Source organism: Micromonospora sp. CPCC 205739 (assembly GCF_036906795.1).
In the GTDB taxonomy this organism is placed as follows: Bacteria; Actinomycetota; Actinomycetes; order Mycobacteriales; family Micromonosporaceae; genus Micromonospora.
Window position 1 is genome coordinate 100187 of sequence record NZ_JBAKHS010000006.1, and the last position, 23497, is coordinate 123683.

Here is a 23497-nt window from a genome sequence, read left to right on the forward strand (position 1 = left end):
TAAGGGGTCGACGCCCGGCGACGGGTCCGTCCGCAATGGGTCCAGGTGTGCGCCGGTCCCCGCTCGGGCAGGGCTGCGCGCGCTGGACACGGTGGGCTACCGTCTCTTACGGAGTGTCCGTCGGTGGGGTGTTGGCCTTGCCGCGGGGGAGGGCGCGGCAGTTACCGCCGCCACAACATGACGGAAGGGTGTGAAGCATGGCGTTCGAGGTCGAAGCAGCGACTCTGCATACCGCCGCGAGTGACGTGCGGTCCACGCGCAGCGAGGTCGACGGCGAGCTGAAGAAGCTGTGGAACGTGGTCGACGACCTGGCCATCGCCTGGAAGGGACAGGCGTCCACGGGCTTCCAGTCGCTGATGACGCGCTGGAACGAGGACACGGTCAAGCTGCTGACGGCGATGGACAACATCGCCGACCTGCTCGACAAGTCGGGTACGACGCACCAGGTCAACGACGAAGAGCAGCAGCAGATGCTGGACAAGTTCCACTCTGCTCTCAACCCGTGATCCGCCGAGAAGAGCAGGGGAGGAAACCATGAGCATCAAGGTCGACTACGCAGTCCTCGAGAGCGCCAACCAGCAGATGCAGTCCATCTCGCGGACCATCGACGAGAAGCTGGACACGCTCCGGTCGATGCTGTCGAAGCTCCAGTGGGACGGCGAGGACCGGGCCGCCTACGAGCAGCACCAGGCGCAGTGGGACACCGCTGTCCGCGACATCAACCGCATCCTGAACGAGATCGGCGGTGCGGTCGGCGTGGCGCGCGAGAACTACGTCTCCACCGAGATGAGCAACGCCAAGGTGTGGGGCTGAGATAATCAGCCGTCGCGGCTCCGGTCCGGTTAGACCGGACCGGAGCCGCAGTGCGTTGCGAGCCGTCGAGGTCCTGGGAGTGTCATGCGTACGCGGAAGAGTCTCCGGCCGGTACTGAGGTCCACCGTGGCCACGTTGGCCCTGGCGGTCGCCGCCGGCACGGTGCCGCTGGTGACGCCGGCGCCGGCCCGTGCCGCCGACACGGTACGCGGCCTCCAGTGGTACCTCGACGCGCTGAAGATCCCCCAGGCCCACCAGATCACCAAGGGCCGCGGTGTCGTCGTCGCCGTCCTCGACACCGGCGTCGAGCCCGAGGTCCCCGACCTGCGCGGCCAGGTGCTCCCCGGCTACGCCACCGGCGCCGACGCGTCCGCGAAGGGCTGGGGCACCGACGACAAGATCGCGCACGGCACGGCCATGGCGGGCATCATCGCCGGGCGCGGCGGCGGTGACATGCGCGAGCTCGGCATCGCCCCCGAGGCCAAGATCCTGCCCGTCTCGATAGGTAGCCGGCTCGACACCGGCGACCTGGCGAAGGGCATCCGCTGGGCGGCCGACAACGGCGCCGACGTGCTCAACATCTCGATGGGCGTCAAGGAGGCCGCGACCCCGGACGAGGTGGCGGCCGTCCGCTACGCCCTCGACAAGAACGTCGTGGTCGTCGCGTCAGCCGGCAACACCAAGCAGGGCTACGTGGACTTCGCCTCGCCGGCGGACGTTCCCGGAGTGATCGGGGTGACCGGCCTGGGCAAGGACGGCTCGTTCTTCAGTGGCAGCGTGCGGGGCCCGGAGGCGGTGCTGGCCGCGCCGATGGAGAAGATCATCTCTCCGCTGCCCACCTCGGTGTCCGACAACGGCTACGGCGTCAGCAGTGGCACCAGCGAGTCGGCGGCCATCGTCTCCGGGGTGGCGGCGTTGGTCCGGGCGAAGTACCCGGACCTGGACGCGGCCAACGTGGTGAACCGGCTCATCCGTACCGCCCAGGACCGTGGCGCCGCCGGCCGTGACGACGAGTACGGGTTCGGGGCGCTGGACCCGATGGCCGCGCTGACCCGTTCGGTGCCGAACGTGTCGAGCAACCCGCTGCTGACCGGCGCGCCCGCCGCTGGTGACGGGCAGGCGCAGGCGCAACCCCTGCCGCAGCGGTCGAAGGACGACGGCCCGACCGTCGCGTTCGGCGTGAAGAACGGCACCGGGGCCCTGATCCAGGGCGCGCTCTGCCTGCTGGTGCCGATCGCGGTGGCGATCCTGGTGATCGTGCTGGTGCGTCGGTCCCGCCGGCGGCCGGCCGCGCCGGCCGCCGGTCCCGGCTTCCCGCCGCCGCCCGGTTACCCGGTCTCCGCCGGTCACGCCGTGCCGCCGGGCACCGTACCGGGTGCCCGTGGCCCCTACCCGCCCGCGGCCCCGCACGGCGTACCCGGTCAGCTGCCGCCGCCGGGCGCCTACGGCCCGCCCGGTGCGGCACCCCAGGGTGCCCCCTGGCCGCACCCGGGGGCGACGCCCCCACCGCCGCCGGCCCCGCCGGGCTCCGGCGCCCACCATCAGTAAGCCAGGAAGTCTGTCGGCGACGGGGAGGAACCGATGACGGACGACAGGACGCAGCAGTCGGACAGGGTCGAGATCGACACGCCGAACGTCCCGGTGGCACCCACCATCACGCCGTTCGTCTACTACGACGGCGTTTCGCTGGACAACGTCAACAAGGCGCACCGGCCGACGAGCCTCACCCCCGCCCCCGGCGGGGCGGGCGCCGAGACCGAGTGGGACGCCACCAGCCTCGACAAGGCGATCAAGTGGCTGGACGACCACGCCGAGTTCCTCAACCAGCAGTCGTACAAGATGGAAGAGGACATCCGGAAGTGGATGCGCAACGCCTCCGCGGCGGCGCCCGGGGCCGGCGGTGAGAAGAGCCCGCTCGGCGGCTTCGAGCGGGCCACCGCCCTCGCCCAGAAGCACGCCGGCCTGTACGACAGCACCCAGACCCGGTTGCGGGAGCTCGCCCGTGAGCTCTGGAAGGCCGCCAACGCCCTCCGGACGGTCAAGGAGAACTACGACACGGCCGAGGAGCGCAACCGGATGAACGCCAACCAGATGGAGAACGCCTTCAACAGCGCGTCCAGCCGCGCCGGGAAGAACTGAGTCGGGGAGGCGGCAGATGCCGAGTTGGGAAGAGATGTGCCAGCAGATCGTCATCGACGGCAGGCCCGGTGACGTCACCAGCGCCGCCTTCGGCTGGGAGCAGCTGCTGAAGAACCTGAACACGGTCAAGCAGAACCTCGAGACCAACGTCAAGGACCTCGGCGAGACCTGGAAGGGTCCGGCGTACGAGGCGTTCAAGACGCACATCGAGGGGATCGCGAAGAGCACCGGCGAGGTGGTCGCCGACGCCGAGAGCCGGGCCGGCATCGTGCACTCGTTGAAGGACGCGGCGGACAAGCTCAGCGCCGCGCAGGCCGAGTTCCCGATCCCGGCGAGCTGCGTCAACGACGTCCTGGAGGCCCGCAACGCCCGGATCACGATCAGTGCCGGGTTCTTCGAGATGAAGGTCAAGCCGGACTTCCTCGGCCTGGCCGACCCGATCAGCTCGATGGTCGACTGGTTCAACGACAAGACCGGCGACGCCACCAAGGTCTACCAGCAGGTCAGCGGCCAGTACCTGGCGATCGACGGCGGCCTCGACGCGCCGACCAGCACCGCCCCGCCTACGGTTCACGACGGCTTCGAGAAGCCGGACCTCGGCGGGGGCGGCGGTGGCGGCGGTGGCGGCGTGCCGGACATCGGCGGCGCGCCCTCCACCGGCGGCGTCGGCGGTAGCCCCTCGATGGGCGGCGTCGGCTCGCCGCCGAGCATCGGCTCGGGCGGCCCGGGCGTCGGTACCGGCACCCACCCGGATCTCTCCTCCGGCACCGGCGGTTACCCCGGCGGCGGCGGCTACGGCGGAGGCGGCACCGGCAGCCTCGGCGACGAGTACGGCAGCGGGCTGGCCGGGGCCGGGGGCGGGGTCGGCACCCTGCCCGGCTCGGGCCTCGGCGGCGGTGGCCTGCCGAGCACCACCGGTCTCGGTTCCGGCGGCGGTGCCGGCGGCGGCGCCGGTCTCGGCGGTGCCGGCGGCATGATCCCCGGCGGCGGCTCCCTCGGCAAGGCGGTCAGCACCGGCATGCCCGGGATGATGGGCGGCGCGGCGGGCGCGGGCGCCGGTCGGGGCGGCGCGGGTCGCGGCGCGGGCCGACTCGGCGGCGGCGTGGGCGGCATGGGCGGAATGGCCGGCGGCATGGGCGGTGCGGCCGGTCGCGGCGGTGCCGGCACCGGCAAGGCCGCGGCGGGTGGCGTGCGGGGCGGCGCCGGCGTCAAGGGCGGCCTGGCGGGGATGGGCGGGGGGCACGGCGCCGGCTACGGCGAGGAGGAGGCTCCCCGCAACACCTGGCTGGAGGAGGACGAGGACGTCTGGGGCGCGGACGGCGACGCCGCACCCGGCATCCTGCGCTGAGCTGCGTAAACGGAGCGCCGTCCACGACCATGTGGGCGGCGCTCCGCCGTTCGCGTCGTCGACGGTCGACCCTTCGCGCCGTCGGCGGTCGACCGTCGGCGATCGGTCAGGCGTCGGCCGTCTCGGTGCGGCGGCCGGGCCGCCACCGTCGCCGCCGGCCGAGGGCGAGGATCGGCCGGGCCGCCAGCAGCGCCGCGGCGAGCACCGCCGCGGCCCCGGCGGCCCAGAGCGCCACGGTGCGTTGCCGGCCCAGCGGGTCGTCCGCCGCATCGGGTGGCGGCAGCGCCCCGACCGGCGCGTCGCTGCGGGGGGTGCCCAGCAGGCTGGTCAGCGCCCGGTACGGATTCACCACCCCGTACCCCAGCTCGGGGTTGTGCCCCTCGGGCGGGTTGTCGGCGGTGCGGGTGAGCCGGTAGGCGACCTGTTCCGGGGTGAGGTCGGGCCGGGCCGAGCGGAGCAGCGCCGCCGCACCGGAGACGTACGCGGCGGCGAAGCTGGTGCCGCCCTGCGGCTCGGCGAGGTAGCCCTGACCCGCCGGGGCCGGTCCGACGATGTCCAGCCCGGGCGCGGCGATGTCCACGTAGTTGCCGCTGACCGAGCTGCCGACGTGACCGCCCTCCCGGTCGACCCCGGCCACCGCGATCACCCCCGGGTACGCGGCCGGGTACGCCGGCAGGTCCTGCTGCTCCTGCTGCCGGTTGCCGGCGGCGGCCACCACCACCGCGCCCTTGTCGAGCGCGTAGTCGACGGCGCGGGCGAGGTCGGGGTGGTCCACCGTGACCAGCGACAGGTTGATCACCTCGGCGCCCTGGTCGGTCGACCAGCGGATCGCGGCGGCGATCTGCACGGGCAGGCCGGGGTCGCTGGTGCGCTGGGTGTCGGGCAGCACCCGGACCGGCAGGATCCGGGCCGCGGGGGCGATCCCGCTGTACGGGGCGCCGGTGTCGTCCCGCCCGGCGATGATCCCGGCGACGATGGTGCCGTGGCCGGCCAGATCGCACCGACCCTGCATCGAGGCGAGGCCGTTGAAGTCGCGACCCTCGCGTACCTGCCCCTTGAGCAGCGGGTGGGTGGGGGAGACGCCGGAGTCGATCACCGCCACGGTGACCCGCTCGCCCCGGGTGATCCGCCAGGCCGAGGCGGGGTCGAGCCTGCGCAGCGCCCACGGCGTCTCGGCGGGGGCGGCCCCACCGGCGGGGCCGGGGCAGTTCGGCGCCGCCAGGGCCGGTGTCGGCGGCAGCACGAGCGAGGCGAGCAGGGCCGCCAGGACTCCACCGAGGACGGTCCGGGATGGACGCTCGGGCCTCTCGGTCCCGGTCGGTCGGAAGCTCTCGCGCACGCGCTGAGATTACCGCCGCCGCGCATGTCGCGGGGCGACGGGCAGCCCGGCCCTTCCGGGCCCGGCGTGGCAGCCGCAGCGCGGGCCCGGCGGGAACGTGCGGGTAGCGGGTGGCCCGGCAGGGCACGGCGACGGTTCCCGATCCTCGCCGCCGCTGTGCTGCTGTTGGTCCCGGTGGTGGCGCACTCCGAGCCACGGCTGCGATGGTGGCCGGACGGGCCGGCGGGTGCGGTGGGGTCGCCCGAGGACGGTGACCCGGGGCTGGCGGAGGGCCGGGTCCGTGATGCGCGCGCGGCGGCTCTCAGGAGGTGGACTCGGCGGGCGTGGTGGTGAAGAGGGCGAGCAGGTCGCCTACCTGGCGGTCGGACTCGGCCGGGTGCCGGAAGTGGCCGCGCGGGTTGACCGTGTACTCGTTGCGCCGGCCCACCCGGGTGCGGCGCAGGTAGCCGCCGGCCTCCAGGTCGGCGACGATCGCCTGTGCGGCGCGTTCGGTCACTCCGACCTCATCGGCGACGTCGCGCAGCCGGGCGGTGGGGTTGCGGGCGATGGCGAGCAGCACGTGTGCGTGGTTGGTGAGGAACGTCCAGTTCCGGGTGCTCCCGTTCTGCGCAGTCGTCGCCATCCCGTCATGGTATGGCCAGCCGGCCGGCTTTTCCGCCCTGGCCTCCGCGCACCCCGAGGCCGTCCGGCCGGCCCGTGGGCACGGCGGCGAAACACGGTGCCGACGTCGCGGCAATGTATGAAATCCATATCACGTATACCTTGACGTATCTTTCGCTGCGTGTGACGGTGGGCGGCGAGGCCGCCTCCGTCGCCGGCCGGCTCTGACCAGGTCGATCTCGCGAGGGACCGAGGTGAGTCAATGACCCTGACCGATCCGACGCAGGCACTCGCCGAGCTGCACGCCGGCAACCGGCGCTTCGTGACCGGCGCGCAGCGCCACCCCAACCAGGACTCCCGACACCGGGCGGCGGTCGCCGACGGTCAGCACCCGTTCGCGGTGATCGTCGGCTGCTCCGACTCCCGCCTCGCCGCCGAGATCATCTTCGACCGGGGCCTGGGTGACCTCTTCGTGGTCCGGACCGCCGGACACACCGCGGGCCCCGAGGTGCTGGGCAGCGTCGAGTACGCGGTGAGTGTCCTGGGCACCCCGCTCGTGGTGGTGCTCGGGCACGACTCCTGCGGCGCCGTGCAGGCCGCCCGGGACGCGGTACGGACGGGCACGGCCCCGGCCGGGCACCTGCGGGCGGTGGTGGACGCGGTGGTGCCCAGCCTCCGGCGGGCGGCCGAGCAGGGCGTCGACGACGTCGACGGGATCGTGGACATCCACATCGGGCACACCGTGGAGACGCTGCTCGGCAACTCCGCCGTACTGGCCGACGCGGTCGCCGCCGGGCGCTGCGCGGTGGTCGGCATGTCGTACCGGCTCAGCGCCGGCGAGGTGCGCACGGTGGCCGCGGTACCCGCCGGCGGGTCCGCCGCCGTGCCGGCCCAGGCCGGCCAGGCGAGCGCCGTCACCGGCTGACACCCCGCGACGCGACGAGGGCCGCCCCCCACCGGGGACGGCCCTCGTTCGGTACGCGTCGCGCGCTACAACATCGACATGTGCACGTGGTCGGTGTGGTCCGACGGTCCGCTGTACGACTTCCATCCGGTCGCCGGGAACCAGATCTGCCGGTTCCAGATCACGTAGTAGATGCCGAGCCGGTCGGCGTTGCGGATCAGGAACGCGGCGAGGTTGTTGCCGTACATCCGGGTGTCGTTGTTGTGCCAGGGCGCGAAGCCGCTGCTCTGCAACGACCAGTCGCAGGCCTTGCCCTTCGGGTGCTCCCACGGCCCGCCCGGCCGGTAGCAGCCGACGAACCGCTTGAAGCCGGCCCGCCGGACCTCCTTGTACGCGTGCAGGGTGCGTGGCGTGATGGTGCCGGAGGTGGTCGGGTCGTCCTCGGTGCGCGACTCGGGGCGCCAGCCGCCGTCCGCCGTCCGGCCGGGAGCGATCCGGGCGACCGGCGAGGTCGCGTCGACCAGGCCGCCGGTGAAGCCCCGGCCACCGACCAGCGCGAGGGCCTTCTCCGCCTCCCGGCTCTCCCGGGCCATGTCGTTGGTGAGCTTCTGCTGCTCGCGGACCTCGGCGTCGAGGGCCAGCTTGGCCTGCTCCGCGCGGTTCTTGGCGGCGGTGACCCTGGCCAGCTTCTGCCCGTTGACCATGTTCAGCTCGTCCAGCACGGCGGCGCGCTGGACGAACGAGTCCGGCCCGCTGCTCTCCAGCAGCGCCGCCACCGCGCCGATCCGGCCGGTCCGGTACGACTGCGCCGCGATCTGCGAGACCTGCGGCCGCAACGCCTCCAGCTCGTCCTGCGCGCGCTTCACCTCCCGCCCGAGCTGCTGCTGGCGCTTCTTGGACTTCTCCAGCTGGGTCTTCGCCTTCGAGTACTCGCGGTTGCGCAGCTCGATGACGTCGGTGAGCAGCTTGGGCTCCTCGTCCTCCTCGTGCCCCGAGGGGGTGGGGGTCGAGGGCGCGGCAGTCGCGGCTGTCGGGCCGGCGAGGATGGCCAGAGCGGCGAACACGGCCACCACCGGAGTCAACCAGCGGCGCAGGGGTGCCGTCACAGTGTTCCCTTCCGTCGACCGCCGACCGGGTTAGCTGACGGGTTCGGGACGGAAGTGGCCCCTACCGCTCGCGCGGATTCACCCCATGTACCTGGTTCCCCGGCTCGCCTCACGGCGATTGGGCGGCGGCACCGCAGGCGCCGCTGCGCGCCTTCGGCGGTGACCGGCAGCGAGGTTACCTGACAGTCGTACCGGGGATCTACGTCCAGAACCCGACTAAAAGCGTTATTTCGTCGTGGCGGTACGTGACGAGTGACGCGTTCGTCAGGTTCCGCGTCGGCGTCGGTCACGCAGCGGAGTTTCACCATGCGGTGTCCGTGCTCCTTTCCGGGTCGGGCCACCGTGCGGGGGCCGGGGTGGACGGTCCGCCGGGGCGCGACGCGCTCAGCGCCTCGAGCGCCGCGTCCCGGTCGGCGGAGGGGCGGGGCGTCGGTGCCGGGCCCTCGCCCGACGCCGAATCGGACGCCGGGCCGCGACCGGCGGTGGCGACCAGCGCGGCCAGCGCGGTGGTCAGCGGTACGGCGGCGATCAGGCCGAGTGTCGCCACCGCGCTGCGGACGATCTCCTGGGCCAGGAACTCGCTGGTGAGGATCTGGCTCACCGACCGGCTGTCGGCGGTGAGCAGGAGCAGCAGCGGCAGCGACGCGCCCGCGTACGCGAGCACGATGGTGTTGACCGTGGAGGCGATGTGCGCCCGGCCGACCCGGGTGGCGGCCCGGTAGAGCTGGATGCGGGACAGGCCGGGGTTGGCGTGCGACAGCTCGGTGACCGTGGCGGCCTGGGTGACGGTGACGTCGTCGAGCACGCCGAGCGAACCGATGATGATGCCGGCCAGCAGCAGCCCGTGCAGGTCGACGTCGCGCTGGTACATCGACAGCGTGGTGGCCTCCTCGCTGCCGAACCCGGTCAGGTGGGCGGCGGCGGTGGCCAGGCTGCCGAGGACCCCGGTCAGCACCAGGCTGCCGAGCGTGCCGAGGACCGCCACCGAGGTCTGCGCGGTGATCCCGTGGGTCAGGTACAGCACCACGAACATGATCAGCGCCGAGCCGGTGATCGCGATCGGCAGCGGCGAGCCGCCCGCGCCGATGCCGGGCACGACGAAGGTGAGCAGGATGGCGAAGCTGGCGCCCAGCCCGGCCAGTGCGGCCAGCCCGCGCAGCCGGCCGAACGCCACGATCGCCGCCGCGAAGAGCGCGACCAGCCAGATCAGCGGCTTGCCCCGCTGGTGCTCGGCGATCTGGTAGCTGCTGGCGGTGGGGTCGGCCGGGTCGGAGAGCTGGACCAGCACCACCTCGTCGCCCACCGCCACGGTGGGCGCGCCCGGGCCGGCCGGTACCGGGGTCTGCACCTGCTGCCCGCTGTCCGGACCCTGCTCGACCTTGACCGTCACCGTCCCGCACGGACCCTCGGCCGCGCCGGGCGACCCGTCGGGGACCTCGGGTGTCGGCGGGCAGGGCTCGGTCAGCACGCGGGTCACCGTCCCGTGGTGCCGCGGCGGCTCGGCACCGCCGTCGGCCTGCCGGGAGTCGCGCGGCCAGAGCACCAGCGCGGCGATCACCGTGATGACGAACAGCGGGACCACGGTCGCGACGAGGATCCGCCGCACCCCCGGTGGGGCGGACGGAGCGGGACGGGTGTGGTCGGCGCCCATTGCGAGTCTCCCAACGATCCAGGGCGGGGTACGTGTCAGCCGGCCGGTCGGTTCACCGGCCGGCGGTGCGCACCGGGGCGCGTACCGAAGTCTCGCCCCCGGGTGCCAGCGTGCTCACGCAGGGTGAGCGGGTCGCGCGGTCGGCGAGCCGCCCGGGTGGATCGCCACGGCAGCGGACCCCGACGCGGTACGCGGGGCCGCAGCAGCGGCGGGCGGAGTGTCATGGCCGGAGAATCGTAGCGAGGTTCGCTGTGGGTCCGCCCGGTTCGCACCACCGGCAGCGCGCCCACCAGGCATCTTGGGGGCATGGACCAGCACGCCGGACCTGCCCGGCACCCGGCGCCGGACCAGCACCGGGGGCACGACAAGCACGCCGGCCACGACCCGGAGATGTTCCGCCGCCGGTTCTGGCTGTGCCTGGCGCTGACCCTGCCCGTGGTGGTCACCAGCCACATGGTGATGGACTGGTTCGGCTACCGGCTGGAGTTCCCCGGGCGGTCCCTGGTCGGGCCGGTGCTCGGCTCGGTGGTCTTCTGGTGGGGCGGCTGGCCGTTCCTGGTCGGTGCCGTCCGCGAGGTGCGCGACCGGGCTCCGGGAATGATGCTGCTGGTCGGGATGGCGATCACTGTCGCGTACGCCGCCTCGCTCGCCACCAGCCTGGGCGCGTTCGAGCTGGACTTCTGGTGGGAGCTGGCCGCCCTGGTCACCATCATGCTGCTCGGGCACTGGCAGGAGATGAAGGCGATCGGCCAGGCGCGGGGCGCGCTCGCCGCGCTGGCCGCGCTGCTGCCCGACGACGCCGAGCGGGTCGGCGCGGACGGTGGCGTGGAGCGGGTGCCGGTGGCCGAGCTGGGTGTCGGGGACGTGGTGCTGGTCCGCCCCGGTGGCCGGGTGCCGGCCGACGGGCGGATCGTGGACGGCGCCGCCGAGCTGGACGAGTCGATGGTCACCGGCGAGTCCCGCCCGGTGTCGCGGGCGGTCGGCGACCGGGTGGTGGCCGGCACCGTCGCCACCGACTCGGCGATCCGGGTACGCGTCGACGCGGTCGGCGACCAGACCACGCTGGCCGGCATCCAGCGCCTGGTGGCGCAGGCGCAGCAGTCCGGCGGGCGGGCGCAGGTGCTGGCGGACCGCTTCGCCGCCTGGCTCTTCTACCTCGCCACCGGCACCGCGGTGCTGACCGTCCTGGCATGGACTGCGCTGGGCGAGCGGGACGAGGCGGTGGTCCGCACCGTCACCGTCCTGGTGATCGCCTGCCCGCACGCGCTCGGCCTGGCCATCCCGCTGGTGATCGCGCTCTCCACCGCGCTCGCCGCCCGCTCCGGCGTGCTGGTCCGCGACCGGCTCGCGCTGGAGAAGATGCGCACCGTGGACGTGGTGCTCTTCGACAAGACCGGCACCCTCACCAAGGGTGAGCACGCGGTGGTCGGGGTGGCCGCCGCCCCGGGAACCGGCGAGGACGAGGTGCTGCGGCTCGCCGCCGGGGTCGAGGCGGACAGCGAGCACCCGCTGGCCCGGGCGATCGTCGCGGCCGCCGCCGAGCGCGGTGGCCCGGCGGTGGCCGGCGGCTTCCGGGCGCTGCCGGGGCGCGGCGTCCGGGCCGACATCGACGGCACGCCGTACGCGGTGGGTGGCCCCGTGCTCCTGCGGGAACAGGGGCTGGAGCTGCCCGGGGCGCTGGAGCCGGCGGCCCGGCGCTGGGCGGAGCGCGGCGCGGCGGTGCTGCACCTGGTCCGCCTGCCCGACACCGTCCTGGGCCTGCTCGCCCTCGCCGACGAGGTACGCCCCGAGGCGCGGGAGGCGATCGCCCAGCTGCGCGCCGAGGGGGTCCGCAGCATCGCCATGATCACCGGGGACGCCCGGACGGTGGCCGAGGCGGTCGCCGCGGACCTCGGCTTCCGGCCCGGCGTCGACGAGGTCTTCGCCGAGGTGCTGCCCGCCGACAAGGACCAGAAGGTGACCGAGCTGCAACGCCGGGGGCGGCGGGTGGCGATGGTCGGGGACGGGGTCAACGACGCGCCGGCGCTGGCCCGGGCCGACGTGGGGATCGCCATCGGGGCGGGCACCGACGTGGCGATCGAGTCCGCCGGTGTGGTGCTCGCCTCGTCCGACCCGCGCGGCGTCGCCGGGGTGGTCCGGCTCAGCCGGGCGGCGTACCGGAAGATGCGGCAGAACCTGGCCTGGGCGGCCGGCTACAACGTGGTGGCGCTGCCGGTGGCGGCCGGCGTGCTGGCCGGGGCGGGCGTGGCGCTCAGTCCGGCGCTCGCCGCGGCGCTGATGTCCGCCTCGACCATCGTGGTGGCCCTCAACGCCCAACTCCTGCGCCGGGTACGCCTCTGATCGGGGCAGCGGTCGGTTAGCGTGGTCGGGTGCGTGCGGCGACAGCGTGGCCGTCCGGGTGGTGGGCCCGGCTACTGCTGCTCGCCTGCACCCTGCTCGGCCTGGCCGCCATGCACACCATCGGCCACGGCACGCACTCCGCCGCGTCCCACCCCGACGGCCACGCCGCCGGATCGTCGGCCACCGCCACCCTCCCCGAAGCGGTCCTGGCCCCGCCCGCCGCCCTGGCTGACGAGGTCCCGGCCGCCCACGCCGCCGTCGCGCCGGTGTTCGGCGCCGCCTACGCCGCCGTCGCGCCGATGTCGGGCGCCGGCCACGTCGCCGACCTGGCGGCCGGTGACGACTGCGCCGGGGACGGCTGCCGGCGGACCGCCGCCGAGCTGAGCGCGGGTGGCGCGCTGGCGCTTCCGGCCGACCCACCCCGGGACGCCCCGAGCGGCTGGAGTGTCTGCCTGGCGGTGCTCGGTGCCGTCACGGTGGCGCTGCTGCTGGCGGCGCTGCTGCTCCGCCGCGCCCGCCCCGCCGGCGCGACCCGCCGACCGCGCCGGCCCTCGCGCGGGCCCCGCGCCCCGCCGCCGGACCCGGTCGGCCTCCGCCTCGCCACGGTGTCGGTGCTGCGCAGATAGGACGATCCGACGCGGCCACGCCGCGTCCGGAGTCCGTCACGTACGCACTTACACCGAAAGGTCCCCATCGTGTCCACTCGTACCATCGCGCGCCGTACCGCCCTGGCCGGCGTGACCCTCGGCGTCGCTCTCGCCCTGGCCGCCTGTGGCGGCAACGACCACTCGGCCGGTTCCGGCCACGACATGCCGGGCGCGGGCGCCACCGCCGGCCCCTCGGCGAGCGCGTCCGCCGCCTTCGGCGACGCCGACGTGATGTTCGCCCAGATGATGATCCCGCACCACCAGCAGGCGGTACGGATGTCGGAGCTCGCCGACAGCCGTGCGCGGGACCCCGAGGTCAAGCGCCTCGCCGCGGAGATCAAGGCCGCCCAGGCGCCGGAGATCGCCACCATGACCGGCTGGCTCACCGCCTGGGGCCGGCCCGTGCCGTCCGGCAGCCCGTCCGGCGACCACGCGGATCACGGCATGCCCGGCATGATGTCCGACGCCGACATGGGGAAGCTGGCCGACGCCTCCGGCCAGGAGTTCGACCGGCAGTTCCTGACCATGATGATCGCCCATCACGAGGGCGCGATCACCATGGCGAAGGAGGAGCTGGCCAAGGGCGCCAACGCGGACGCCAAGGCGATGGCGCAGCAGATCGTCACCAGCCAGCAGGCCGAGATCGACACCATGCGGAAGCTCCTCGCCCGGAGCTGACCGGTCACCGGCCGGGGCGCCCGGAGCCTCCACCGCTCCGGCGTCCCGGCCGGTCGGCGCGACCTCGCCGCATCCGGCCGGTCACGGCGCGCTGGTACCGGGCCGTCGGTCGGTCAGCCGCGCTTCATCAGGCGACCGACGGCGGCCATCATCTCGGCGGCCATCTCGTCGGCGCGGCCCTCGGCGGCCCCCTCGTGCATGCAGTGCCGGGCGTGGCCGTCGAGCAGGCCGAGGGCCACCTTGTCCAGCGCGGCCTGGATCGCCGAGATCTGGGTCAGCACGTCGATGCAGTAGCGGTCGTCGTCGACCATCTTCTCCACGCCGCGGACCTGGCCCTCGACACGGCGCAGCCGCGCGAGCAGCTGGTCCTTGCTGGCGGTGTAGCCCCGGGTCGGGGTGCTCGGTGTGGTCATGCCAACCAGGATAGCGTACCCCCGGGGGGTATGCTACGGTCCTCGGGAGAGCTACCCCTGGGGGGTATAGCATGAAGACGAGAGGAGAGCGGCCATGGTCACCACCACGTACCAGGTGCAGGGCATGACCTGCGGGCACTGCGTGAACTCGGTCAGCACCGAGGTGAGCGCGATCGAGGGCGTCCGGGACGTCCAGGTGGACCTGGCCTCCGGCCGGGTCACCGTCACCAGCGAGAGCCCGCTGGACACCGACTCCGTCCGGGCCGCCGTCGACGAGGCCGGATACGACCTCGTCGAGGCGTGACGGGGCCACCACCCGAGAGAACCGAGGTACCACGATGAACACGGCGACGAAGCTGAGCGGTTTCGCCCTCGGCCTCGCGGCGGTGTTCGGCGCGGCGTACGGGGCCGGCCACCTGACCGACCCCGTCACGCCCGTCGCCGACGCCCGCCACGACCCCGCCGGTGCCGACCACGGCTCCGACTCGCACGACGCCGACCCCCAGGGCGGTGCCGCCACCGGCGCGGCGGCGCACCTGCCCGGCGGCCTGCTCGTCTCCGACCGCGGCTACACGATGCAGCCGGTGGACGCCCCGACCGGGCAGTTCGCCTTCCGGATCACCGGCCCGGACGGCGCGCCGGTCACCCGGTACGAGGTGGCCCACGACAAGCGGATGCACCTGATCGTCGCGCAGCGCGACCTGTCCGGCTTCCGGCACGTCCACCCCGAGCTGGGCGCGGACGGCACCTGGCGGGTGGACTCCCCGCTGGGCGGGCCGGGCGTCTGGCGCGCCTTCGCCGACTTCACGCCGTCCGGCGGCGAGCCGCTCACCCTCGGGGTCGACGTGGCCGTCCCCGGCCCGCTCCAGCCACGGCCGCTGCCGGCCCCGGCCACCAGCACCACGGTCGACGGCTACACCGTCACCCTCGCCGGCACCCCTGAGCCGGGGCGCACCAGCCGGCTGACCCTGACCGTCAGCCGGGACGGAAAGCCGGTCACCGACCTGGAGCCCTACCTCGGGGCGTACGGGCACCTGGTGGCGTTGCGGCAGGGTGACCTGGCGTACCTGCACGTGCACCCGGAGGGCGTACCCGGTGACGGCCGCACCCCGGCCGGGCCGGCGGTGACCTTCGCCGCCGAGGTGCCCTCGGCCGGCAGCTACCGGCTCTACCTCGACTTCCGGCACGGCGGCGCGGTGCACACCGCCGAGTTCACCGTGCTGGCCGACGCCCAGCCGTCGGCCCCGACGACCGTCCCGGCCGCTCCCACCCCGACCGCCGGCGCCGACCACGGCGCCCCCGGTCACGGGCACAACTGATCGGAGGTGCCGCGATGACCCAGACCGCGAAGTCCCTGCCGGTCGCACCCCACCTGATCGAGCTCGCCATCGGCGGGATGACCTGCGCGTCCTGCGCCGCCCGGATCGAGAAGAAGCTCAACCGGATGGAGGGCGTGACCGCCACCGTCAACTACGCCACCGAGAAGGCCACCGTCCGGTACGCCGACGAGGTCACCCCGGACGACCTCATCGCCACGGTGGAGAAGACCGGCTACACCGCCGTCGTGCCGCCCCCGCCCACCCCGGCGGGTACGGCCCAGCCGGCGACCGAGCCGGCCGACGAGCTGCGCGGCCTGCGGACCAGGCTGTGGGTCTCGGTCGCGCTGACCGTGCCGGTGATCGTGCTGGCGATGGTGCCGGCCTGGCAGTTCACCTACTGGCAGTGGCTGTCGCTGACCCTGGCCGCCCCGGTGGTGGTCTACGGCGGGCTGCCGTTCCACCGGGCCGCCTGGATCAACCTGCGGCACGGCGCGGCCACCATGGACACCCTGGTCTCGCTCGGCACCCTGGCCGCGTTCGGCTGGTCGCTCTGGGCGCTCTTCCTCGGCGACGCCGGGATGCCCGGGATGACCCACCCGTTCCGGCTCGACATCACCCGCACCGACGGGGCCGGCAACATCTACCTGGAGGCGGCGGCCGGCGTCACGGTGTTCCTGCTCGCCGGCCGGTACTTCGAGGCCCGCTCCAAGCGGACCGCCGGCACCGCCCTGCGCGCTCTGCTGGAGCTGGGCGCCCGGGACGTCGCGGTGCTGCGCGGCGGCGTGGAGACCCGGATCCCGGTCGACCAGCTCGCGGTGGGGGACCGGTTCGTGGTCCGCCCCGGCGAGAAGGTCGCCACCGACGGCGTGGTCGACGAGGGCACCTCCGCCGTCGACGCCAGCATGCTCACCGGGGAGTCGGTGCCGGTCGAGGTCGGCCCGGGCGACACCGTGGTCGGCGCGACGGTGAACGCGGGCGGCCGGCTGGTGGTCACCGCCACCCGGGTCGGCGCGGACACCCAGCTCGCCCAGATGGCGAAGCTGGTGGAGCAGGCGCAGACCGGCAAGGCGGCCGTGCAGCGGCTCGCCGACCGGATCTCCGGCGTCTTCGTCCCGGTCGTGATCGCGCTGGCCGTGGCCACGCTGGGCTGGTGGCTCGGCACCGGGGCGGGCCCGACGGCGGCCTTCACCGCCGCGGTCGCGGTGCTGATCATCGCCTGCCCCTGCGCGCTCGGCCTGGCCACGCCGACGGCGCTGCTGGTCGGCACCGGTCGGGGGGCCCAGCTCGGCATCCTGATCAAGGGGCCGGAGGTGCTGGAGTCCACCCGCCAGGTGGACACCGTCGTGCTCGACAAGACCGGCACGGTCACCACCGGCCGGATGACCCTGGTCGACGTGCTCCCCGCCCCGGGAGTCGAGCGCGGCGAGCTGCTCCGGCTCGCCGGGGCACTGGAGGCCGGCTCCGAGCACCCGATCGCCCGGGCGGTCGCGGCGGGCGCCGCCGAGGCGGGCGCGCTGCCGCCGGTCACCGGCTTCGCCAACGCCGAGGGGCTCGGTGTCACCGGCACGGTCGACGGCCACGAGCTGGTCGTCGGTCGGCTCCGGCTGCTGCGCGAGCGGGGCCTGGCCGTACCCGAGGAGGTCGTGCGGGCGGCGGGCGACGCGGAGGCGGCCGGCCGGACGGCCGTGCTGGCCGGCTGGGACGGGCGGGCCCGGGGCGTCCTCGCGGTCGCCGACGTGGTCAAGCCGACCAGCCGGGCGGCGGTCGAGAAGCTGCGGGGCCTGGGGCTGAGGCCGGTGCTGCTCACCGGCGACAACGCCACGGTGGCCCGAGCGGTGGCGGCCGAGGTCGGCATCGACGAGGTGATCGCCGAGGTGCTGCCGGCCGACAAGGTCGACGTGGTCACCCGGCTCCAGGCCGAGGGGCGGACCGTCGCGATGGTCGGCGACGGGGTCAACGACGCCGCCGCGCTCGCCCAGGCCGATCTGGGGCTGGCCATGGGCACCGGCACGGACGTGGCGATCGAGGCGTCCGACCTGACCCTGGTGCGCGGCGACCTCACCGCCGCGGTGGACGCGATCCGCCTCTCCCGGCGGACCCTGGCCGTCATCAAGGGCAACCTCTTCTGGGCGTTCGCCTACAACCTGGCCGCCCTGCCGCTGGCCGCCGGCGGCCTGCTCAACCCGATGATCGCCGGGGCGGCGATGGCCTTCTCGTCGGTGTTCGTGGTGGCCAACAGCCTCCGGCTGCGCGGGTTCCGCCCGGTCGCCTGAGCCGTGAGCGCCGCCGGCCCTGGAGGGCCGGCGGCGCCGGCCATGGGCCGGGTGGTGTCCCGTCGCGGGTCACCGTGGGTGATCACTTGTCGGTGCGGCGTGTTTCCGTGCGGAGCCGGTGGGGTACATCCGGGGCGTCGGAGGAACTGCTACGTGGAGGATCGCATGGGTATCGACGACAAGATCGACAACGCGTCCGAGAACACCGCCGGCAAGATCAAGGAAGGCGTCGGTCGGGCCACCGACGACGAGCGCCTCGAGGCCGAGGGCCGCAACGACCAGGCCAAGTCCAACCTCAAGCAGGCGGGCGAGAAGATCAAGGACGCCTTCAAGAGCTGACGTACGCTTCCGCACGCCGGGCCGACGATCCGTCGGCCCGGCGTGCTGCGTGCCACACCGGCCCGGCCCGGTCGTCGGTGCCGCGAGCCTCGGCGGCACTGTCGAGCCCGACAGCGGACGGTGACCGGAGTCCATGCCGGAGCAGAATGCGCGGACGACCCCGGGGCGGGCAGGGCTCCCGCGTGTCCCGGGGACGACCGGGGTCGTTGCCAGGACAGCGTCCGCCGCGTCCCGACCAGAAGCGGCCGGGGTCGGGCGTTCCCGCCCACCCACCGGCCGACCCCTACCGTCCACAGGAGACGGCCGACACCCGAACGGGGAAGTCATGATCCGACGCTCCGCCGCCGCGCTCGCCCTGGCCTGCGTGGCCCTCACCACCGGTTGCCAGCAGGCCGGGGACGACGCCGCCGACCCACAGGCCGCGCCGGCCACCGCGAGCGCCACCCCCGCCGCGACCCTCGTGCCGACCGCCAGCCCCAGCGCGTCGCCGAGCGGCCCGAGCGCCGCCAACACCGCCGCCGTCTGCCGCAAGGTCGATCAACTGATCATCGAGGGCAGCCGGAAGATCGCCGACGACTCGGCGGCGGCCACCCGCCGTCAGCTCACCCCGGAGCAGCTCAACGGCGAGCTCAAGGGCAGTCTCGCCGCGCTCGCCGACGACGTGCGGGAGCAGGCCGCCAACGCGGAGGACCCGCGGATCAGGGACCTGGTGACCGACGCCGCGAAGCAGATCGACACCGGTGCCCGGGCGGACAGCCCGGCGACCTGGATGGCGACGGGCTTCGTCCGGATCCCCGAGCGGCTCACCCGCGACTGCCACGTCTGACGGGCGTACCCCTCAGCGTCGTACCCGGTAGGTCAGGTGGGTGACCGTCGGGCCGGCCACCACCGACACCTGCTCCAGCCGAGGGTCGCCGACGTCGTCGAAGAGCCGTTCGCCACCCCCGAGCACGATCGGGACGAGGTGCACCTGGAGGGTGTCCAGCAGCCCGGCCGCCAGGCACTGGTTGACCGTGCTCGCGCCGCCCGCCACCGAGACCACCCGGTCGCCGGCCGCCTCCCGGGCCTGCCGCAGCGCGGCGGACAGCCCCTCGGTGACGAACCGGAACTCCGTGCCACCCTTCATGGTCAGCGGCTCGCGGGGATGGTGGGTGAGCACGAAGACCGGCGTCCGGAACGGCGGGTCATCGCCCCACCAGCCGGTCCAGTCGAGGTCCCACGGCCCGTCGCCGCCGCCGAACATCCGGCGTCCCATCACGTACGCCCCGACGTCCCGGGTCATCTCGTCGACCACCTCGGCGTCGACGCCGCGCTCCCCGCCGGCCAGCCCGTGCTGCTCCCGCCAGGCGTCCAGCCCGAAGAACCACTCGTGCAGGCGCAGCCCGCCCCGGCCCAGCGGGTCCTGCCGGCTCTGGTCCGGCCCCGCCACGTACCCGTCCAACGACATCGATATCTGACAGCTCACCGTAGCCATGCGGGGTGGACTCCCGTCGTCGCGGGAACTCATCGGTCGCCCGTCAGCCGGGCCGCGCGGACCTCCAGGTAGCGCCGCTCCGGCAGGCTGGTGGTCCGCCGGGCGGCCAGCAGGTACGCCTCCCGCGCCGCCTGCCGCTCCCCGGCCCGCTCCAGCAGGTGGGCCCGGACGGCGGCCAGCCGGTGGTGGCCGGCGATCCGCTCGTCGGCGTCGAGCGGGGCGAGCAGGGCGAGCCCGGCGCGCGGACCGTCCACCATGGCCACCGCGACGGCCTGGTTGAGAGTGACCATCGGGTTCGGCGACACCGCCGCCAGCACCCGGTAGAGCGCGACGATCTGCCGCCAGTCGGTCTCCTGAGCCGAAGGCGCCTCGGCGTGCACCGCCGCGATCGCCGCCTGGAGCTGGTACGGGCCGGGCGGCGACCAGGTCAGCGCCTCGGTCACCAGGGCCACCCCCTCGGCGACGGCGCTCCGGTCCCACCGGCTCCGGTCCTGCTCGGCGAGCGGGACCAGTTCCCCGCCCGGCCCGGTCCGCGCGGGCCGGTGCGCGTCGGTGAGCAGCATCAGCGCGAGCAGGCCGGCCACCTCGCCGTCGTCGGGCAGCGCCCGGCGCAGCTGGCGGGTCAGCCGGATCGCCTCCCCGGTCAGCTCGGCCCGGTGAAGGTCTGCGCCGCTGGAGGCGGTGTAGCCCTCGTTGAAGATCAGGTACAGCACGTGCAGCACGGTGCGCAGCCGCTCGTCCCGCTCGGCGGGCGACGGCATGACGAACCGCGCGCCGGCCGCCTCGACCCGCTGCTTGGCCCGGCGGATGCGTTGGCTCATGGTCGGCTCCGGCACCAGGAACGCCTGGGCGATCTGGGCGGTGCTCAGCCCGCCCACCGCGCGCAGGGTCAGCGCCAGCTGCGCCGACCGGGGCAGCGCCGGATGGCAGCAGAGGAACAGCAGGGTGAGGCTGTCGTCGCCGGTGGACGGTGCCTCGTCGGCGGCCGGGGCGACCGCCGCGTACGCCGGCTCCCGGAGCGCGACGGCGACCTCGCGGTCCCGGCGGGCCCGCTCGCTGCGCCACTCGTCGGTCAGCCGACGGCCGGCGACGGTGAGCAACCACGCCCGTGGATTGTCCGGCACGCCCTGCTCCGGCCACTGGGTGGCGGCGGCCAGCAGCGCCTCCTGCACCGCGTCCTCGCAGGCGGAGAAGGCGCCGTGCCGGCGGACCAGGATGCCGAGGACCTGCGGCGCGAGCGCACGCAGCAGGTCCTCCACCTCCCGGAGCGTCACATCTCGGTCCCGGCCTCGTCCATCACCGGACGCACCTCCAGCACGCCGAAGCCCATCCGGACGTCGGGCCAGCGCGCGGCGATCTCGACGGCCCGCTCCGGGCTGTCGCAGTCGACCATCAGGTAGCCGGCGAACTGCTCCTTGCTCTCCATGAACGGCCCGTCTGTCACCTCGGGGCGCTCGCCCCGGAGCTGGACCGTCCGGGTCTGCGACGGGTCGGCCAGCGCCTGGCCGCCGACCAGCTCGCCGGTCCCGGTCAGCTCCTTCATGATCTCGTCGACCTCGCCGAAGAGCGCGGTGCGCTCCTGCTCGGAGAGGCCCTCGACGAAGCCGGGCCGGTTCCAGATCAGCAACATGTACTTCACGTGGTGCTCCTGACCTCGCGTGGCCACGCCGTTCGTGGCCCTCGGTGACTGGTCGGAGCCGGCCCCCGTGGATCCGACACCGCCGCTGCGAAGATTCTGCCCGAGCGGTCAGCGCCGGCCGGGCAGCGGCCGGGCGGGCGGCGCGGCGGCGGCCAGCGACGCCCGATCGGCCGCTGAGGTGCCGGAGTGCCAGCCGTCGGCGTCCCGGATGGTCAACCGTGCCCGGGTGACGCCGGGGAAGAGCGTCTCCATCCGCTCCCGGACCGCGTCCGAGCGGGCGGCCAGCACGGGGAGCAGCCGTTCCGGCCCGGTCGCCTCGGCCGCCTGCCGGTCGGCCGCCTCCGTCGCCGCCCGCAGCCGTTCCCCGATGCGCAGGGCGAACGCGTGCAGGAACGACTCGTCGTACGCCTTGGTCCGCCGGCTGCTGCCCCGCCCGCGCTCGGCGCGGCCGCGCAGCATCGCGGCGGTGGCCTGCACCAGCAGCGACGTGTAGAGCAGCTCGACCGCCTCCAGGTCGCCCGCGAAGCCGAGCACGGTGGCGAAGCCCAGATCGTCGTTCCAGACCGACTCGCACCGGTTCGCCGTCGCCACCTCCTGCACCAGCAGCGCCTTCGCTCCCGCGTACGGGGCGTCGGTGCTCAGGCGCATCCCGTCGGGCCGGTCGGGGCGTTCGGCGGTGGCCTCGACCAGCGCCCGGTCCAGGCTGTGCCGGGCGATCAGCTCCTGCGCCTTGCCGGTCAGCGCCTCCGCCTCGGCCGGGAAGGTGGTCGACTCGGCCTTGGCCAGCAGCGCGCGGACCCGGTCGAGCATCGGGGAGCCGGTGCGCCCGGCAGCGCCGCGCCGGGCGACGGTCGTCCCGCCCCCGCCGGGCGGCGGGCGCAGCATCGCGACCGGCGGCAGGCTGTCCAGCAGGGCCAGCACCTCGACCGCGTCGCGCAGCGCGGTGATCCGGTCCTCACCCTCGCGGGCGGCCCAGCGGCCCAGCCAGCCGGCGTCGTCGTCCCACCACACCCGGGCGGCCAGCCCGTCGAGCTGCTCGTCCCACCACGGCGGGACGTCGCCGGCCGGTGTCCGGTGCTCGGCGGCCAGCGCGTCGCGGACCAGCCGGCCGGCGCGCGCGCCGAGGCGACGGGTCGCCATCCGGGCCACGTCGACCGGCTGCCAGCCGCGCGGCCAGAGCCGGGCGAGAGCGCCCGCCAGGCGGTCGAGGAGGGCGGCGTCCACCGCCGCCGCGCCGTCCGTGGCGCCGGTGCCGACGACGAGCCGGTCCAGCTTCCGCTCCGCGTCGCGTACGTCGGTGCCGCGCACCGCCGCGACCGCGGCGGCGATGAGGGCGTCGGCGTCCGGCACGGGTGGTCCTTCCTGAGGGGGAGACGCCCGGGTGATGTCCGGATCGTCGGGAGTGTCTGTCGGCAACGGTACCGGGTGCGGATTCGACGACCGGATACTCATCCGCCCGGGCCCCGTTCGCGTACTCCTGCCCGAGCGGATGGAGGTCGAGGGTGACAAGCCTGACGGTGAGCGGGGCGACCGACCGGGGCCGGCACCGTGGTCGGCGCGGGACCCGGGCGGGCGTCCTGGTGCTGGCGCTGGTGGTGGTCGCCGGCCTGGGCGGCGGTGCCTGGGCGGCCCGGCGCGGCGGGCTCGATCTCGGCGGCCTGGTCGGTGACGTCCGCCGCGCGCCCGCGCCGGCCCGCGCGGCGGTGGCCGCCGCGCCGGCCGACGCCCCGCCCCCGGGCCGGCCGGCGGCGACCCCCACCGCCCGCGCCCTGCGCTACCCCGACCGGGGTACGGGCACCTGGCGGACCGCCACCGCGCAGGGCGCGGTGGCCGGGCGCGCGGGCGAGCTGCTGCGGTACCGGGTGGCGGTCGAGGGCGGCATCGACGAGGTGGACGTGGAACGGTTCGGCCGGGAGGTGGCCGTGATGCTCGCGGACCGCCGGGGCTGGACGGGCGGGGGGCGGTGGCGGCTGCAACGGGTCGGCCCGTCCACCCCGGCCGACTTCACCGTGCTGCTGACCACCCCGGCGACCCGCGCCGACCTGTGCGGGGACGCCGACGACCGCTACACCTCCTGCCGCAACGGCGACCGGGTGGTCGTCAACGTGGCCCGCTGGGCGCGCGGGGTGCCCGGATTCGGCGGCGACCTGGCGACCTACCGGGCGTACGTGCTCAACCACGAGGTGGGCCACCGGCTCGGCGCGGGGCACGAACTGTGCCCGACGCGCGGCGCGCCGGCCCCGGTGATGCAGCAGCAGACGCTGGGGCTGCACGGCTGCGCGCCGAACGCCTGGCCGTACGTCGACGGCACCCTCTACAGCGGCCCGCCGGGGGAGTACGACGACCCGGTGCCGACCGGGGACTGACCTGCGCCCGTCCCGCCCACGGGACGGACGCGTGCGTTCCCGGACCGGTGCGGCTAGGCTCGATGCGCTGGTCTCTGCCTTCTGCTACGAGGGAACGGGCCCGGTGGGC

Annotated in this window: 24 protein-coding genes and 1 riboswitch; of the genes, 15 read left to right on the plus strand and 9 right to left on the minus strand. The window is 74.7% G+C overall.

All coding sequences use genetic code 11. The features are described from left to right. The first annotated feature begins 197 nt into the window (after positions 1–197). From V6U88_RS12095 to V6U88_RS12115, 5 genes are all read left to right on the plus strand, one after another. Positions 198–506, plus strand: a complete 309-nt coding sequence (locus V6U88_RS12095) for a WXG100 family type VII secretion target (protein ID WP_088977186.1) — start codon at positions 198–200, stop codon at positions 504–506. A gap of 28 nt (positions 507–534) precedes the next feature. Next, positions 535–813 carry a WXG100 family type VII secretion target gene (locus V6U88_RS12100; protein WP_334452493.1) on the plus strand — a complete coding sequence of 93 codons (279 nt, stop codon included), beginning with the start codon at positions 535–537 and terminating at the stop codon, positions 811–813. Positions 814–939: 126 nt separating this feature from the next. Continuing rightward, entirely contained in the window at positions 940–2361 is a 1422-nt protein-coding gene (locus V6U88_RS12105) for a S8 family serine peptidase (protein ID WP_334452494.1), read from the plus strand. Positions 2362–2394: 33 nt separating this feature from the next. After that, entirely contained in the window at positions 2395–2952 is a 558-nt protein-coding gene (locus V6U88_RS12110; RefSeq protein WP_334452495.1) for a hypothetical protein, read from the plus strand. Positions 2953–2968: 16 nt separating this feature from the next. After that, positions 2969–4300: a WXG100 family type VII secretion target gene (locus V6U88_RS12115; protein ID WP_334452497.1), complete on the plus strand. Its 1332-nt coding sequence runs from the start codon at positions 2969–2971 to the stop codon at positions 4298–4300. Positions 4301–4406: 106 nt separating this feature from the next. Here the strand turns inward: V6U88_RS12115 and mycP are convergent, their stop codons facing one another. Then, the gene (gene mycP, locus V6U88_RS12120; protein ID WP_334452498.1) at positions 4407–5639 is read right to left on the minus strand and encodes a type VII secretion-associated serine protease mycosin; all 1233 of its coding nucleotides are present in this window, start codon (positions 5637–5639) and stop codon (positions 4407–4409) included. 301 nt (positions 5640–5940) lie between these two features. After that, entirely contained in the window at positions 5941–6261 is a 321-nt protein-coding gene (locus V6U88_RS12125) for a helix-turn-helix transcriptional regulator (RefSeq protein ID WP_334452499.1), read from the minus strand. A 240-nt stretch (positions 6262–6501) separates the two neighbouring features. On the opposite strand from V6U88_RS12125, the gene V6U88_RS12130 reads away from it, so the two are divergent. Beyond that, a complete protein-coding gene (locus tag V6U88_RS12130) occupies positions 6502–7164 on the plus strand; it encodes a carbonic anhydrase (protein WP_334452501.1) in 663 nt (220 codons plus the stop codon). Between the two features lie 65 nt (positions 7165–7229). Here V6U88_RS12130 and V6U88_RS12135 read toward each other — a convergent pair whose 3' ends face one another. After that, entirely contained in the window at positions 7230–8249 is a 1020-nt protein-coding gene (locus V6U88_RS12135) for a coiled-coil domain-containing protein (RefSeq protein ID WP_334452503.1), read from the minus strand. 4 nt (positions 8250–8253) lie between these two features. After that, a riboswitch (cyclic di-AMP (ydaO/yuaA leader) is annotated at positions 8254–8384 on the minus strand. A gap of 166 nt (positions 8385–8550) precedes the next feature. After that, complete coding sequence (locus V6U88_RS12140; protein ID WP_334452504.1) at positions 8551–9900, minus strand: YibE/F family protein; 1350 nt, start codon at positions 9898–9900, stop codon at positions 8551–8553. A gap of 306 nt (positions 9901–10206) precedes the next feature. Between V6U88_RS12140 and V6U88_RS12145 the strand changes: the two genes are divergently transcribed. The 3 genes from V6U88_RS12145 (at position 10207) to V6U88_RS12155 (ending at position 13565) form a co-directional block, all read left to right on the plus strand. Further along, a complete protein-coding gene (locus tag V6U88_RS12145; protein ID WP_334452505.1) occupies positions 10207–12240 on the plus strand; it encodes a heavy metal translocating P-type ATPase in 2034 nt (677 codons plus the stop codon). Positions 12241–12269: 29 nt separating this feature from the next. Continuing rightward, the gene (locus V6U88_RS12150) at positions 12270–12866 is read left to right on the plus strand and encodes a hypothetical protein (RefSeq protein ID WP_334452507.1); all 597 of its coding nucleotides are present in this window, start codon (positions 12270–12272) and stop codon (positions 12864–12866) included. Between the two features lie 69 nt (positions 12867–12935). Beyond that, positions 12936–13565 (plus strand): DUF305 domain-containing protein, encoded by a 630-nt coding sequence (locus V6U88_RS12155; protein ID WP_334452508.1) that lies wholly within the window; start codon positions 12936–12938, stop codon positions 13563–13565. A 113-nt stretch (positions 13566–13678) separates the two neighbouring features. On the opposite strand, the gene V6U88_RS12160 is transcribed toward V6U88_RS12155, so the two are convergent. Further along, complete coding sequence (locus tag V6U88_RS12160) at positions 13679–13978, minus strand: metal-sensitive transcriptional regulator (protein ID WP_154939970.1); 300 nt, start codon at positions 13976–13978, stop codon at positions 13679–13681. A 94-nt stretch (positions 13979–14072) separates the two neighbouring features. Here V6U88_RS12160 and V6U88_RS12165 point away from each other — a divergent pair, with 94 nt between their 5' ends. From V6U88_RS12165 to V6U88_RS12185, 5 genes are all read left to right on the plus strand, one after another. After that, entirely contained in the window at positions 14073–14282 is a 210-nt protein-coding gene (locus V6U88_RS12165) for a heavy-metal-associated domain-containing protein (protein ID WP_334452510.1), read from the plus strand. 34 nt (positions 14283–14316) lie between these two features. Next, positions 14317–15297: a hypothetical protein gene (locus V6U88_RS12170; protein WP_334452512.1), complete on the plus strand. Its 981-nt coding sequence runs from the start codon at positions 14317–14319 to the stop codon at positions 15295–15297. Between the two features lie 14 nt (positions 15298–15311). Continuing rightward, the gene (locus V6U88_RS12175; protein ID WP_334452513.1) at positions 15312–17570 is read left to right on the plus strand and encodes a heavy metal translocating P-type ATPase; all 2259 of its coding nucleotides are present in this window, start codon (positions 15312–15314) and stop codon (positions 17568–17570) included. A 165-nt stretch (positions 17571–17735) separates the two neighbouring features. Further along, positions 17736–17909, plus strand: coding sequence for a CsbD family protein (locus V6U88_RS12180; protein ID WP_334452516.1), 174 nt, complete (start codon positions 17736–17738; stop codon positions 17907–17909). A 325-nt stretch (positions 17910–18234) separates the two neighbouring features. Next, complete coding sequence (locus V6U88_RS12185; protein ID WP_334452517.1) at positions 18235–18735, plus strand: hypothetical protein; 501 nt, start codon at positions 18235–18237, stop codon at positions 18733–18735. Between the two features lie 12 nt (positions 18736–18747). Here the strand turns inward: V6U88_RS12185 and V6U88_RS12190 are convergent, their stop codons facing one another. The 4 genes from V6U88_RS12190 to V6U88_RS12205 all read right to left on the minus strand — a co-directional run bounded on the left by V6U88_RS12190 (position 18748) and on the right by V6U88_RS12205 (position 22372). Continuing rightward, positions 18748–19383: a dihydrofolate reductase family protein gene (locus tag V6U88_RS12190; RefSeq protein WP_334452519.1), complete on the minus strand. Its 636-nt coding sequence runs from the start codon at positions 19381–19383 to the stop codon at positions 18748–18750. A gap of 29 nt (positions 19384–19412) precedes the next feature. Then, on the minus strand, positions 19413–20657 hold the full coding sequence (locus V6U88_RS12195) for an RNA polymerase sigma factor (protein ID WP_334452520.1): 1245 nt from the start codon (positions 20655–20657) through the stop codon (positions 19413–19415). Then, a complete protein-coding gene (locus V6U88_RS12200) occupies positions 20654–21013 on the minus strand; it encodes a YciI family protein (RefSeq protein WP_334452568.1) in 360 nt (119 codons plus the stop codon). Before V6U88_RS12200 ends, V6U88_RS12195 begins: the two co-directional genes overlap by 4 nt. 117 nt (positions 21014–21130) lie before the next feature. After that, positions 21131–22372 (minus strand): DUF2786 domain-containing protein, encoded by a 1242-nt coding sequence (locus V6U88_RS12205; protein ID WP_334452522.1) that lies wholly within the window; start codon positions 22370–22372, stop codon positions 21131–21133. A 152-nt stretch (positions 22373–22524) separates the two neighbouring features. On the opposite strand from V6U88_RS12205, the gene V6U88_RS12210 reads away from it, so the two are divergent. Further along, the gene (locus tag V6U88_RS12210; RefSeq protein ID WP_334452524.1) at positions 22525–23388 is read left to right on the plus strand and encodes a DUF3152 domain-containing protein; all 864 of its coding nucleotides are present in this window, start codon (positions 22525–22527) and stop codon (positions 23386–23388) included. Positions 23389–23497: the final 109 nt, after the last annotated feature.

Bases quoted from the DNA above. Each gene is read 5' to 3' on its own strand.
- V6U88_RS12125 (WP_334452499.1), bottom strand. From the start codon at position 6,261: ATGGCGACGACTGCGCAGAACGGGAGCACCCGGAACTGGACGTTCCTC.
- V6U88_RS12185 (WP_334452517.1), top strand. From the start codon at position 18,235: ATGATCCGACGCTCCGCCGCCGCGCTCGCCCTGGCCTGCGTGGCCCTC.
- V6U88_RS12165 (WP_334452510.1), top strand. From the start codon at position 14,073: ATGGTCACCACCACGTACCAGGTGCAGGGCATGACCTGCGGGCACTGC.
- V6U88_RS12160 (WP_154939970.1), bottom strand. From the start codon at position 13,978: ATGACCACACCGAGCACCCCGACCCGGGGCTACACCGCCAGCAAGGAC.
- V6U88_RS12170 (WP_334452512.1), top strand. From the start codon at position 14,317: ATGAACACGGCGACGAAGCTGAGCGGTTTCGCCCTCGGCCTCGCGGCG.
- V6U88_RS12110 (WP_334452495.1), top strand. From the start codon at position 2,395: ATGACGGACGACAGGACGCAGCAGTCGGACAGGGTCGAGATCGACACG.
- V6U88_RS12200 (WP_334452568.1), bottom strand. From the start codon at position 21,013: ATGTTGCTGATCTGGAACCGGCCCGGCTTCGTCGAGGGCCTCTCCGAG.
- V6U88_RS12145 (WP_334452505.1), top strand. From the start codon at position 10,207: ATGGACCAGCACGCCGGACCTGCCCGGCACCCGGCGCCGGACCAGCAC.
- V6U88_RS12140 (WP_334452504.1), bottom strand. From the start codon at position 9,900: ATGGGCGCCGACCACACCCGTCCCGCTCCGTCCGCCCCACCGGGGGTG.
- V6U88_RS12115 (WP_334452497.1), top strand. From the start codon at position 2,969: ATGCCGAGTTGGGAAGAGATGTGCCAGCAGATCGTCATCGACGGCAGG.
- V6U88_RS12175 (WP_334452513.1), top strand. From the start codon at position 15,312: ATGACCCAGACCGCGAAGTCCCTGCCGGTCGCACCCCACCTGATCGAG.
- V6U88_RS12095 (WP_088977186.1), top strand. From the start codon at position 198: ATGGCGTTCGAGGTCGAAGCAGCGACTCTGCATACCGCCGCGAGTGAC.
- V6U88_RS12100 (WP_334452493.1), top strand. From the start codon at position 535: ATGAGCATCAAGGTCGACTACGCAGTCCTCGAGAGCGCCAACCAGCAG.
- V6U88_RS12190 (WP_334452519.1), bottom strand. From the start codon at position 19,383: ATGGCTACGGTGAGCTGTCAGATATCGATGTCGTTGGACGGGTACGTG.
- V6U88_RS12180 (WP_334452516.1), top strand. From the start codon at position 17,736: ATGGGTATCGACGACAAGATCGACAACGCGTCCGAGAACACCGCCGGC.
- V6U88_RS12130 (WP_334452501.1), top strand. From the start codon at position 6,502: ATGACCCTGACCGATCCGACGCAGGCACTCGCCGAGCTGCACGCCGGC.